Source organism: Dyadobacter sp. AC419 (assembly GCF_979253085.1).
Map to the genome: position 1 here is coordinate 265,198 of NZ_CEEDCD010000022.1, position 13,779 is coordinate 278,976.

Consider the following 13,779-nt stretch of genomic DNA (forward strand, 5'->3'; position numbering starts at 1 on the left):
ATAACAAATCATTCAATGAAATTAGCCGGTTTATGTTACGCTGCGGTCGCTATTACGCTCGTGGTAACAGGTTGCAAAAAGAAAACGACAAAGAATCCGCCGCTGAAACGGTGCCAGGGTTCGATTTAACATCCATTGATTCCACCATTAAGGTCTGCGACGATTTCGACAGTTATGCCAACGGAGGCTGGAAACGCAACAATCCAATCCCAGGCACGGAAAGCCGCTGGGGTGCATTCGGCATTCTTGACAAGGAAAACAAAGAAGTCAGGTTAAAAGGCATTATTGAAGAAATTGTCAAGCTGGAAGATCGCAAAAGCGGAAGTGAGGAGCAGCAGATTGCAGATTATTACCAGTCGTTTTTGGACACAGCAACAATTGAAAAGCGTGCGATCGCACCATTAAAGCCATATTTGGACAAAATCAATGGTGTTCAATCCCTGAAAGATCTCGCATCTGTTTCGGGAGAATTGCAGAAAGTTGGTGTTTCATCCGTTGTGGGCTTAGGCGTTGATGCCGATTTGAAAAACAGCAAAGTTAATGTGTTGTATCAAGGCCAGGACGGACTTAGCTTAGGCGAAAAAAGTTACTACGAGCGCACAGATTCCAGCACATTAAAGGTTCGCAGCGAATTTGTAAAGCACGTGGACAAAATGTTCTCCCTTGCCGCATTCACAGATCCCAAGCCGGGACAGACTATTCTTGACTTTGAAACGAAGCTTGCGAAACTGCAATTGACCAATGTTGAATTGCGCGATCCGGTGAAGACTTATAACAAAATGTCTTTCGAAGGATTTCAGGCGCTGACTCCGGCTTTTGATTTGAAATCGTTCGTAGACAAGCAAGACATAAAAACCGACAGCATTGTCGTTCAAAATAAGGCCTATCTGCAAAATCTGAACACATTATTAAAGGCGACTCCGATAGAGACATTAAAGCTTTATACAAAATGGCAGTTGCTCACCCGCTTTGCAGGCTATCTTCCAAAAAGCTTTGACCAGGAAAACTTCCGCTTTTTCAGCACAGTAATGCGTGGAACGAAACAGCAAAAAGCCCGCTTGGAGCGCGCAATCCGGTCGACAGATGGACTTTTGGGAATGCCTTTGGGAAAATTGTTTTCTAAAAAATACTTTCCGGAAGAAGACAAAAAGAAAGTTTCTGACATGATAGAAAACGTGCGCACGGTTTATGGTGAGCGCATCGATAAGCTGACCTGGATGAGCGATTCAACAAAAGCAAAGGCGCACAAAAAGCTCAAAGCATTTACCTATAAAATCGGTTATCCTGACAAATGGAAGGATTATTCATCCATTAAAGTTGAGAAAGACAAGCTGTTTGAGAACGTGATTGCAGCTTCCCTTTTTGCGCATAAGGAAGAAATCGAGAAAATCGGAAAGGATGTTGACAAAGCGGAATGGCTGATGACGCCGCAGACTGTGAATGCTTATTACAACCCGCTGAACAACGAAATCGTATTCCCGGCCGGAATATTGCAGCCACCGTTTTACAACCGAAATGCAGACGACGCCATCAATTATGGAGGCATTATCGCCGTAATCGGTCATGAATTCACGCATGGTTTCGATGACCAGGGATCGCAGTTTGATGATGAAGGAAACCTGAAAAACTGGTGGACAGCCTCTGATCGCAAGAATTTTGATCAATTGACTAAGAAATACATTGATTATTTCAGCGGAATTGAAGCATTGCCCGGTTTCAAAATCAATGGTGCACTAACAATCGGCGAGAACGTGGCTGATTTGGGTGGACTAACGCTTGCTTACTACGCATTAGAAAAATCGTTGAAAGGCAAAGCAGAGCCTGCTCCTATCGACGGCTTCAACTGGAAACAGCGGTTTTTCCTGGGCTGGGCGCAAGTTTGGCACATGAACACAACCAATGAAGCATTGCAAAACCAGATTCAAACAGATCCGCACTCACCTGCAAAAGATCGCATTAATGGTCCTATGCCGCATTTGAAGGAGTTTGAAGCAGCCTGGAATTGCACGCCGGGAAGTAAAATGATCCTGCCAGATTCTGCGAGAATTGTGATCTGGTAATTATTTACCGGCAACGTATTTGTTGCGATAAACACTTGGACTACACCCCTTAGCCTGCCTGAATTGGCGGGCTATATTTTTGCTATCCGTAAGGCCCATATCAAGCGCAATTTCAAAAACAGACATGTCCGTATCCAGCAGTTTTTGGGTGAATTTTTCGATTCGCAGGTTGAATATGTATTTGTAAATCGGGTAACCTGTTATTTCCAAAAACCGCTTTTCCAATGCACGACGCGACAATGGGACTTGTTTTACAACTTCGTCTACGTGTAGATTTTTATCAATGTTCTGGTGAATGTATTTCAGGGACGAAGCGATGTGGTCATCATTCGTCGCGTAAATGTCTGTTGAATGCCGCGTAATGACTTGCACGGGCTTGACGATAATATCATAGTAGTCTTTGGTGCCGTGCTTGATCATGTGATCCAGCAATTTGGCGGCATCATAACCGCCCCTTTCAGCGTCCAAAGCAATGCTGGACAACGGTGGATCAGACAAATCACAGATCATTTCATCATTATCAACACCCAAAACAGCCACTTCTTCGGGAATGCGGATGCCCAATTGCCGGCAAGCCTCGGTAATGTGCTGCCCCTGGTTATCGTCACAAGTCATGAGTCCGATGGGCTTAGGAAGTGATTTTAGCCAGCGACTCAGCGAACTTGGTTTGTAATACCAAAGCTCCGTCGACCTCGCCTTCTTGTGTTCGAAATAATGAACCTTATGCCCACGCTTTTTAAGGCTTTCCTCAAATCCCTCAGCTCTTTCGCGCGACCAGACAATGTCATTAAATCCATAAAATGCAAAATTGGTAAAACCCTTTTTCAGGAAATAATCAGCACCCAGTTGCCCCGCTTCATGATATCCGCCCGTAATGTTGGGAATTTCCGTAAAGCGCTCCTTGAAATCCTGCGCAATAACCGGAATGCCCGCTTGGATAATTTTTTCAATGTCCTTATTATAAAGCTGACCCACAATCCCGTCGGCACCCCATTCCAATGCCCATTTTAAAATGCCGTCAATTCCCACCGTTTCGCGGTGAAACAGCGGCATACGACAAAAAATCCACGGTCCGAATTCCTTGGAATAGGTGTTAATCCCCTTCATAAGGCTCTTGCTGTATTCTTCGGCAAAGTCGAGGAGCAGGATGATTTTATACATTAAAACAGCCTTTTGGAAGTGAGCTATGCCATTCAGACTTTTAGAAAATGTCTTTCAAACCGGAAATGGTGTCGTTATTGACCAGGGGTTTTGCCCAAAGGCCAATGCTAAAGATATAGCCTAATGGAATAAAAAGAAACAGCATAGCAAGCTGCAACCCGACCAATTCCCCCAGCCCGCCGACAATCAATGGCACAACCGCGCCGCCCGCAATGCCGGCACACAAAATCCCGGAAAATGTCCCGTGATGCCTTGGAACCGAGTTTAATGCAAGTGAGAAAATGACCGAATACATGACAGAAGCAAAAAAGCCCGTAACCGGAAAAGCATTCACAGCAACTTCTCCTGATCCGAATAATGCAAAAGCAAGTGCCAGGATTGCGCCGGATGTGAAAAAGACAAGCACTTTTCGGCTGTCAAATATTTTCAAAAGGATAAGCCCAAGAAAACAGCCTACGGTGAGCAAGCCCCAAAAGTAAGAAATGACCGTAGCGCCTTCCGTCGCCGGATCAACATTGTGGTAAGTTTGCAAAAACTGAGAAATCCAGTTCGCTATGCCCTGCTCTGTTCCTACGTAAGCAAATATGCCTAAAACGAACAACCACACCGACCTGTTCGCAACCAGCTCTTTGAAGGAACTCCCCACATCAATGCGTTCATCTTCGAGCAGATCCACTTTTGGAAATTTCACCATGGCAATCACCAAGATCATCACAAAAGCGATCACCGCAAACACCCAATAAAGTGAAACCCATTTCAGATCTTCGGGCACAAGTTTGTTTAATAAATCAATCAAAAAACCCGAACGGCTCGAATGTACGTTGAGCACCAGATAACTGTAAAGCATCGGACTCAGAAAGGAAGCGCCGCCAAAGAAAAGCTGCGCTAAAACAGAAAAGAACGCAAATTTCTCTTCTCCGCCAGCAACTCGCAATAAGGGATTGATCACGACTTGCAGCATTGCCATGCCAATTCCAATCAGGAAAAGAGAGGTTAACGCAATGGCAAAGCTGGGAATGAATGCAAAAAGAAGCGCGCCGATAAAGGCCAAAAAGAAAGCCAGCATTAACACTGGCTTTTCTCCATATTTTTCAACCATAAGCCCCGCAGGGATCGACATAACGCCGTAAGCCACAAAAAACGCAAAAGGAAGGAATCCCGCAAGCCCGATGCTCAGACTGAAACTCTTCACAATATCCGGGATTATGGGTCCCCAGGATATTGGTCAGAAAAGAAATGACAAAGAATATCAGCAGGATCAGAACGACTATAAAAATATTCCTTTGCATGAGGGCGGTGTCTTACTTTAAATGTATTGCAACTGCTTATTGCGCAGTCACCACGCTGGTGCGGCTCGACTTTCCAGCCATATCAAAGCTTTTCAGTTTGATCGTCCCGGACACCTTAACGGGCGCTTCAAAAGCGGGTGACTTTGCAGTTGGCTCCGAACCGTCGGTTGTATAGCGAATTACAAGTCCAGGCAGTTCTGTGTTGGCTTTCAGCATGCCGTTTTCAACAATGGCACCCGGCATAGGAAGTCTGTAATTGTAACCGCCATTCTGGAAACTTAACCTTCGGGATATGCTTTTGCGCAATGCTGTTTGCAAACAAATTCCAGCCTTCATCGATCATTTTCTTTCTTGCCGCATCGTCCTCCACGTTTTCCCACTTGCGCTCAGCAGCCCAGGCACTTTCCGCGAAGCCCATTAATTTGGGTAAAATGGAATATTCCATCATATCCCGTCCCTTGATGGTTTCACTCCAAAGCTGCGCCTCGATGCCGATAATGTTTTTTCTGGCTTCCGGTTTCAATGCTTGCTTGCCTACGAATTCCTCTTTCATCGGTTTGCCCAATGCTGTTTCCTCCGTTGTTCTAAACATATGAAAAGGTGCGAAAGCCCAGTTATCACACGTGTCTACAAATCCGCCCCAGTACAAGCCCGGTTCTTTCGGATCCTTATTGTAAGACATGTCGAAGTAAAAATTGGTCACATTGCAAAGCACAACCTGATAACCCGCATTGGCAAGACGGTTCCCAAGATCCACGTCATACACATTGTTCCAAACATAAGGAACCACGGGATGGCCCACAAACTCAGGATTTGCGTTATAAGCGCCTGCATTGGTTTTGGTCAAAGCAACTTCTTCCCATCCGTGCACTTTAAGATTCCGCTTTTCTAACCTTGGAAGCAGTTTTCTGAAAAAGTAAGTCTGCAAGTCCCGGAATTCTTTGATGTCCGGATTTTCACTTTTCAATTTAATAGCCATCGGGGATTTGGTCCAGGCGCCTTCGGCAACCTCGTCTCCACCCGTATGGAATGTGTCCATTGTCAGGCCTGCTTCTTTGTACATTTTGGCAAATTCATCGACCACTTTTTCGAAGAAATGGTAAGTCGATTCGCGCGCAACGCTTACGGTGTTGTTTTTATAAGCCTGCGCAGAAAGATAAACAGACTTGTCTTCCGGATCGATCAGGCGATATTCATTCGCCTCTTTTTCTTTGCCTTCTTTCATCAACCGGTCATAACGCGCTTCCATGGATTTGATCGCGGCCAATGCGTGTCCAGGAAAATTCACTTCCGGAATCACCTTAATGTGCCTGTCATTCGCATATTTCAGGATCTCGATGAAGTCAGCTTTGGTGTAATAACCGCTTCCATATTTGCCCTCATCATTAGCCACCGGACCGGATCCATAACTTGGATGCAGAGCAGAAGCGCCCATTCCGGAAGTGTGTGCACGATGCGCTCCCACCTCAGTTAACTCGGGTAAGCCGTCGATTTCTACACGCCAGCCTTCGTCCTCAGATGTATAAAACAGGAAATGATTGACTTTATAAGAAGCAAGCAGATCCAGCACACGTTTGATCGATTCTTTGGTCTGGAAATTCCTGCCGACATCCAAATGCAAGCTTCTGAAATGGAAACGTGGCGCATCCTCAACCTGGACATGTCCAAGCAATATTGAAGCAGCTGGTTTTTGATATAATTCGGTTGGAATCAGCTGCAACAGACTTTGCACACCATAAAATACACCGGCTGCATCACTTCCCGTAATACTTACACCGCCGGCATTCACACCCAGCTTATAGGCTTCTTTTGCAATGCCATTCACTGAAACGGTTCCTGTATTCAGCACAATCGAAGGCGCTTCTGGCGTCGTGGTTGTTGGTAAGCCTTCCCGGATAGGAAAGTCCGTTCCTGTAACCGATTTCAACTTTTCGATTAAATATTTAGCCTCTTTTTCAAGGCCTTTCTGATAATAAACGGTCGCCTTGTTATCCAATGAGAATGTTTCCGTTCCGGCACTCATCTTCACCGGGCTTGGAATGATCTTCAACGATTGCTCTGTGCCAAGTTTGGTAAATTTGAGATTGTCTTTATAACGCTGTTCGGGTGATTGCAATGGCACCAGATCGTCTTTGCTGCGCATCAGCTGCTCTTTCGCGACAAACGGCTCTACTGTAAGATCAGCAACCTGAACGATCTCTTTTTCTTTGCCTTCTTTGTCATAAAAAACAAAATACAGCCCCATAGGAGCATCAGTTTCCTTTATAATGCCTTCTGTTCCTGTGTATTGAATTGTTATCGAATCACCAGGGGCAAGCTTAAAATCCTTTGCAGCGACCATTTTATACCAGTCGCCATTGATATGCTCCACGACAGCCGGCTGCGGCGTTTTGTTACTTTGAATAGGCCGTGGCGACATGTTGAAAAACAGCGCCCAGTTACTACCGTCCAATGTAAAATCGCTTCCGTTTTTAATGGTAAATTTTGCCTGAAAACTATGCGGTGGCTCAATCAGGTTGGAAATCAGCTTCCAGGAAATGCCGATCTTTTGCGCCTGCTCATTGGAAATGTCATTGGTTCCTGCGCAAGCGGATAAAAGCAAAATACAAATGACAAGCAGCTGATAAGGGAATATTCTCTTCATTGGGTCAGGATACAAGGATTTTGAGTTCAATATTTAAGTTGTAGGTGGAATTTAGCGCATTAATATTACTGATAAACTTGCAAAAAATACTAGTTTTTGCCTTCCCACATCATTAACCCCTCAATAAGGGCAGTCAATTGTGGAACAGGCATGTTAGGCGTCAGATATGCGTGCGGGCCCATCGGGTCATCCTGCCAGGAATTGTTTCCGTCTTTAATAATGATCTTGCCGCGCTTTAAACCAAAATAGGGCTGCACACCACGAACGCCAACCAGCACGGCGGTCTGGTCCCAGCTCTGACGGCCCGCTGCGTCACTTTCACTTTTGGACATCGCCAATTGGTAAACATCCTTAACCGGACTTTTCAGTCGTTCATTGGCAACCACTTTTAACCCTGTCCGTATTTCCTGACCAATTTCGAAACCACTGAAAATGATCTCTGTCGGCCATTCTGCAAACACTTTTTGCGAAGCCAGCGAATCGGCGTAGACATTATACTCGCGCCCGCCCGGAAAGTTTCCAGCCATGCTCACCAGCCCGGCCACCTTCTTACGCACGAGGTTAAGGCCCGATAATGGTGAGTTTTCATCTGGTTTTGAATCCAGTAATGCTGCCAGATTGGTCAAAAATCCAATGGTCACAATCGTCACGCTCTGATCTGGCTGCTTGGCTAGCACTTTGCGGTAAACCTGCACTGCATCTGGCAAATCCGCCGTTTTCGAAACTTTGTGCGGATATTTTTCAACCAGCATTTCCGGCCATTTCTGAATTGCACCAAAATCCGGGGCACCAGCGCCTTTCGGTGCACCAATCGGCAATTCCGGACGACCGAAATAGTTGTTCAATATTTCAATAGTCGGCCCGACCAATTCATTTTTGTTACAAGCAATCACCGCCAGCGGCTTCACTTCTCCTTTATCCGCCAATGCATGCATAACCGCCATTGCCCCCACATCATCATAATCCGGGCCTATATCGGTGTCCAGTATCAAAGTTTTCGGAAGCCTCGCTCCGGTTTGTGAATGTGCCAGTGAGGATATAAAGAGGGACATTATCAGTAATGTTTTGCGCATGACAATCATTGAAAAAGCACTTTTGTAATATGGGTCTATTCGTTGCAATCACTGTATTTGCTGCAAAATTGCGCATTTTTTGCGGCTTTAATCCTTAAAAACCTGAAACACCTGCTTTTCTTTGCCACTCACGATTTCCAGCAAGTAAATTCCGGACACATATTCCGGTCCGGTCAAATCGAGCTTGTGTTTTTGGACAAAGCCGGTTGCGGCTGATCTGGAAGTTTGATATTTGCGCCCGCCGTTGTCATATACATTCACAACCACTTCCACGCCCGTCCCGGCCTGATAAAGCATATAAAACATTCCCGCAGAAGGATTTGGATAAACCTGCCACAAAGGCTTTTCATCAAAATGGACTGGCTTAACGCTCGAATATTGGAAAGTGCTGTCCAGATCGATCATTTTCAGACGGTAATAAAGCACACCCGATTTGCCAATTCGCTTATCGACAAACACATAATCCTGCGCATGATTTACGCCGCCATTCGAAGCGACAGCGCCAATTTTGACAAAGTCATTTTGCCGATAAGCATCATTTCCTGCCGCCACTTCTATTTCAAACCGGTCAAAATGCTCTTCTGACGCCGTTTTCCAATCGAGTAACACAGTCGGTTCGGCTCCATCTGCGGGTTTCTTCTTTGCTGAAAAACTGATCAGCGAAACGGGCAATGCATCCCCGGACCCGATGTAATTTTTGGCCAGCCAGAACTCTGAAAAGTTCTTCACTTTCAGTTCGGCATAATAACCTTTGTCGTAAGGCACCTTCACCACTTTTTTGGGCGGATAATAGGCCCAGCTTCCCGAAACGCTGTTTTCAATGTTACCGTCTTCATTGGCAGCATTGTTGCCCCGATATTTGGTAACGCCCAGCTCGTAAGCATCCCGAGGCTTGTCGCACGTGGCGCATCCGGTTGCACCAGTAAGCGCTAAGGCCTCAGAGTCCAGGAAATAAAACCGCACAATCGCCGAATCTCCCAGATTTGCATTTTGTGGTTTAATGGTAAAATTCCTGTCGAGATAATAACTCTTATTAAAATTCCGGACGCCGCCGCTATTCACGTAAGTTTGCACCTGCGTATTGCCCAGGTTTTGTCCTTTCGGATTAATGGACGCAACCAGTTTGTTATTTTGTAAAATGTTCACCCAATTGCCAGCCGACGGAACATTTTGCGTCACAGGCGCACCCATGCTGCTTTCATCGTAAATGACATGCGCCTTATCATATATATGAATGTCATCAATCGCTATGCCCTCCCGATTGGTAAATGAATCTGAAACAAACACAAACCGGAGTTTCAGACTGGTAAAACCTTTTGGCAGCGGGATCGTTGCCACATGCCACCTGACAAAATCCTGAATGCTCCAGACTGCAACCGGCGGATAGGTTTTGTTAAACCAATTGGTGCCGTCGCCCTGAGCACCCAGCCATGTCCACTCGCCGCCGTCCCCGGAATATTGCACATAAGCATAATCGCACGGAAGCGGGTCGCAAACTTCCATATCCATGGCAACGCTGAAACTCAAAGTGGGCGTTGCAAGCCCTGAAACAGCGAAACACGGCGAGTACAAATACGAAAGCTCTTTATCATTATATGATCCCGAAAGGTTTGTTTTCCAAATGTTGTTTCCACTTGGCGCAGCATTGATCCTTGCCGAAACCGGCTTTCCGTGTTGCCACGAGCTATTTGTTCCTTTGGTATACCAAAATCCGTTGTGAGCCTCAAAATTTTCCAGATAAGGAAAGGAAGCAATCGTCGGCGCATTGTGGATTTCGATTTTCGTCGTGTCGTTTAAGCGGTAACTGTCTGTCGGCAAGCCAGTCCATACTTTAATGACATGCCAGCCATAGGAAGCAATATTCAGCTTGTTGTTAAAAGTGTAATCGAATGTGGTCCGCTTGGCAATGCTCGCGATCGTTTCCTGAACGACTGCTCCGTTATCGAGCTGAACGAAAATCGGGACGTTAGCAATAGTCCGGGCCGAGCTGTTGCGGAGCTGAACAATAAGCGGCTGTGCATTCCCCAATCCGCAGTTTTCAAGCTTCGGATGCACAACGCTCAGCAACTGTATGTCGTCCGTGACCACGTGCAAACTAATGTCATCAAAAGTGTAACCTGCACCGGATTCCGCATCCGCTGCAATCATATTTCCGGATTGGCCCCAGCGCACCTGAAAACTCGATGAAAAGTTTTTACCATTAATCGCCAGCAGATTACTCAGCTCAATGCCTTGCTGCGTCTTATAACCTTCCTCAGGCAAATTTTGGTTGGCAAAAAGATCGTAGGCCGCAATCCACGGGTCCGTATCTTTCGCCCTTATCCAAACGCTGTTGTCGGGATGGCTTCGTTGACCGTGATTTTTGTATTTAAAGTTCAACCGGACATCAACTTGCTCAATGTCATAATTTGACAAATTGAATGTTGCATCCAGATAATTGGTGTTACCGGCTGCGAAATAGCGGTTCGCATCCAGCGTAAATGCTGTTTGTCCCGAAGCCGCAATGCCGGAGTTGAGAAATGTGCGCAAACGTCCGGCATTCGTTGTCGAGCTGAAATCATATCTGCTCCCGCCTGTCACTCCCGCTTGGTCCTTTACCCACGTCTGTGCAGGCAAATTTTCAATATCATCCAGAAAAGGCAATGCAATTGCATCATTGGGCAACTGCCGAAAAACCTTGGTCAATGTATCATTCGCAGTCGCCAGATCGGTCGCGCTATGCACAAACACACGCAAAGTATAATCTTTCACCTGGCTAAAATCCGCGCTTACATTGAAAGAGTGATCGTATGTTTTTCCTTTTTCGATCAAAGGCGTAATGGTCTGCAAAGGAATGGACTGACCATTCAGCACATAACCCACTTCAATGGGCTTATTGGAATCAGCGTCGTCGAGGTTCTTGATGCGGATTTTTACCAAAATTGCATTACCGAGTGCAGAAGAAGTGTTTTTCCTTCCTGAGGCAGCAGGCGTCAAAATAGATTCAATTTTCAAATCGTTGTCTGAAATTGTGCCTGCGCAAGTTCCTGTATCAGGTTTTCGGGAAACAGCCAGCGCACGCCGTCCCGGATGTCCGTTCAATCTTGCCCTCACAGAAACCGAGTAAGTTGAATCTTTTGAAAGGCCACTCAAAACATATTTATTCTGCGTAGCAATGCCCGCCGGCACCATTTCGTCGCCTTTTAGAATCATCACTTCATAATCCGTCGCACCTGCAATCGCCGCCCAGTCCATAGAAATATAACCTTCACATTGCACAGCTGAAAATGTCACGACCGGAATGCCAATGATCGTAAATGGTTCACTAATGCTTTCTGCAATAACGTTTCCGTTTTTCTTCTGAATGATCTTGACCCTCGCCTGATCTGTAGCGGCTGTTCCGGCCGGGATTGTCCAGTTGAGTTGCCTTGTGTTTGCCGCCAGATTAGTCCCTATTTCGGTCCAGATGCCGTTTTTAAATGAAGTCTGAACGCTGTAAGTGCTTTGTGCGTCTGCATACGAATCCCAGCTGATAATCAGCGACTCGCCATCCCTTAACCGCTCGTTTCCAATCGGAAATGTGATCGCCGTAGTCGCCGGAATGAAATCATACACGACGAAATATTCCTGCGTCGGATTTTGCGGAACGGCATTTCCCAGCACGGAAATGGTGTAAGTGCCCGCAGCCGGATTGTTAATGATCACCTGCTCCATGTTGTTAATGTGGTCGGGACCGGTCGTTGCGACCACATTGACTTTGGATGGAGTTGCATCAAGTAATCTGGGCAATGTAATGCTGTTTGACGGACTGCTGACTTTCAGGTCCAGGTCGTTCACCAGATTTTGGGACGACAAAACCATTGCAGCCGGATCATTATAATAGAGCATTACTTTAACCTGTGCGGTGCCAGCCGGAACATTGATCTGATGTGTTGCAGTTTGTCCGTGAGCCACGATGCCATTTACATATTGTTTGTCATCCAGCATTTTCAAAGAGCGCGACAAGTCCATCCAACCAAAACCAAATTTATAATCAGGTCCATCATTTCCTTTGTCCGTTGCGCCATTGCAAATCAGAGCCTTCATCAATGCATTTTTTGGATTCGGGTCATTGTTAATCTGCCTGAAACGCTCATATAGCAACGCCAGTCCGCCCGCAACGGCAGGACACGACATGCTTGTTCCGCTTCCGTTTGTGTATGAATTGGTAGGAATTGTTGAGCGCACCGAGGAACCCAGTGCTGTGATTTCGGGCTTAATCCGGCCGTCGCGCGTAGGCCCTACGCTCGAAGTTGCTGCCAAAAGTCCTGTGTCAAACGTATTCCCTACGCTGATTACATTTTTCGCGCTTTGATAACCGCTTAAAACATTGGCAAAACCAGCCGGAAACGGTGCACAGGCAACATTACCGCCGCTATTTCCGGCTGAAAAAACATGCTGCAAATAAGGCAGCTGAAAAGCCTGATCATCCAGAATCCGTGAATAAAGATCGTAAACCCCGTAAGTGTCGCAATTATTGATTTCGCCACCATAAGAATTGCTGGTGAGCACCATTCCAAAATCCTTGACATATTCGGGTGAGTACAAAATGATATTCGAGAACATTTGCGAAACGACAGTCGCCTTAGGCGCATAACCTGCATAAAGCTCATTCACAATCCCCGCACCAGCCAGCGTTCCGAGTGTATGCACGCCGTGCTGGCCGCCTTCAATCGCCGCCCGGTTGATAATGCGGTTGTTAAAATCAATGTGCTGCAATGGATTTGAATTATCTCCGTGACCGACCACGACGCCCTTTCCCGTGAGCTTGCGTCCATTAGGCAAAGACGATTGCAGCACATTCGCGCGGCTGTTGGTAAGGCTGCGGTTGTTGAATGGCTTGTCGCCGGGAGGTGCCGCCTGCACATATTGGATAAAAGGCAATGCTGCCAGTTCATGAACGCGCGTATCGGGAATCCGCAATGCAATGACCTGATAATCTTTGTATTGCTCTGAAATAACCTCAAAACTCTTAGCTTTCAGCCCGTCTTTAATTTCGGCTAATGTGAATGATCTCGGATAGTTGATCCAGACGTCAATTGTTCCCGGCAATTTCACTGCATGAACGGGAAGCTGCCTTTTTGCAAGCGCAGGCTGTAATTTTTGTTCAGCCGTTAGTTCAAAAATAGCCCGGCCCTGCACTTTTGCAAGTGACCTCAAATCAGGATTTTGGGTAATGGTTGCCGTGTAAGCATTGTTTGGAATATAATCGAGCAATTCAATGCCTTGCTCTTTCAGCTCAGATCGCTCTGCTGCCGTTGGAATTTCTTCAAACTGAACGACGACAAGCGTTTTCGAACCATCCGAAACGGTGCGCAAATTAGCATTGGCCTTACCGCCAACGGTGATATTTTTTGCAGGCGTAAATGCTCCGCTTTTCAGAAGGATTTTATAGTCTTTGCTGGGTTGCGCCATGACGGACGCGGAAACCAAAATGAGCAAGCATAGTGTGTTGTAAAGTTGTTTCCATTCCATGATTTTAAAATAAGGTGCATGAGGTAATTCTACTTCATTAATGCATTATTTACAAATAA

The 13,779-nt window shown here is 46.1% G+C and carries 6 protein-coding genes and 1 pseudogene; 1 reads left to right on the top strand and 6 read right to left on the bottom strand.

Annotated features, from left to right (window positions below; translation table 11 throughout):
• The first annotated feature begins 32 nt into the window (after window positions 1–32).
• Entirely contained in the window at window positions 33–2,060 is a 2,028-nt protein-coding gene (locus AC0IYG_RS20190) for a M13 family metallopeptidase (RefSeq protein ID WP_471712863.1), read from the top strand.
• Here the strand turns inward: AC0IYG_RS20190 and AC0IYG_RS20195 are convergent, their stop codons facing one another.
• From AC0IYG_RS20195 to AC0IYG_RS20220, 6 genes and pseudogenes are all read right to left on the bottom strand, one after another.
• A complete protein-coding gene (locus AC0IYG_RS20195) occupies window positions 2,061–3,221 on the bottom strand; it encodes a XylR family transcriptional regulator (RefSeq protein WP_471712864.1) in 1,161 nt (386 codons plus the stop codon).
• A gap of 40 nt (window positions 3,222–3,261) precedes the next feature.
• A pseudogene (locus AC0IYG_RS20200) lies at window positions 3,262–4,510 on the bottom strand (sugar MFS transporter).
• 36 nt (window positions 4,511–4,546) lie between these two features.
• On the bottom strand, window positions 4,547–4,753 hold the full coding sequence (locus AC0IYG_RS20205) for a chitobiase/beta-hexosaminidase C-terminal domain-containing protein (RefSeq protein ID WP_471712865.1): 207 nt from the start codon (window positions 4,751–4,753) through the stop codon (window positions 4,547–4,549).
• Complete coding sequence (locus tag AC0IYG_RS20210) at window positions 4,734–7,154, bottom strand: family 20 glycosylhydrolase (protein WP_471712866.1); 2,421 nt, start codon at window positions 7,152–7,154, stop codon at window positions 4,734–4,736. The genes AC0IYG_RS20205 and AC0IYG_RS20210 overlap by 20 nt, the downstream gene beginning before the upstream one ends.
• Window positions 7,155–7,243: 89 nt before the next feature.
• Window positions 7,244–8,206 (bottom strand): nucleoside hydrolase, encoded by a 963-nt coding sequence (locus AC0IYG_RS20215; RefSeq protein ID WP_471712867.1) that lies wholly within the window; start codon window positions 8,204–8,206, stop codon window positions 7,244–7,246.
• 108 nt (window positions 8,207–8,314) lie between these two features.
• Complete coding sequence (locus tag AC0IYG_RS20220) at window positions 8,315–13,720, bottom strand: S8 family serine peptidase (protein ID WP_471712868.1); 5,406 nt, start codon at window positions 13,718–13,720, stop codon at window positions 8,315–8,317.
• Between the last annotated feature and the right edge of the window lie 59 nt (window positions 13,721–13,779).

Excerpts from the sequence above, each read along its gene's own strand:
- AC0IYG_RS20190 (WP_471712863.1), top strand. The coding sequence starts at position 33 with ATGTTACGCTGCGGTCGCTATTACGCTCGTGGTAACAGGTTGCAAAAA.
- AC0IYG_RS20195 (WP_471712864.1), bottom strand. The coding sequence starts at position 3,221 with ATGTATAAAATCATCCTGCTCCTCGACTTTGCCGAAGAATACAGCAAG.
- AC0IYG_RS20205 (WP_471712865.1), bottom strand. The coding sequence starts at position 4,753 with ATGCCGGGTGCCATTGTTGAAAACGGCATGCTGAAAGCCAACACAGAA.
- AC0IYG_RS20210 (WP_471712866.1), bottom strand. The coding sequence starts at position 7,154 with ATGAAGAGAATATTCCCTTATCAGCTGCTTGTCATTTGTATTTTGCTT.
- AC0IYG_RS20215 (WP_471712867.1), bottom strand. The coding sequence starts at position 8,206 with ATGTCCCTCTTTATATCCTCACTGGCACATTCACAAACCGGAGCGAGG.
- AC0IYG_RS20220 (WP_471712868.1), bottom strand. The coding sequence starts at position 13,720 with ATGGAATGGAAACAACTTTACAACACACTATGCTTGCTCATTTTGGTT.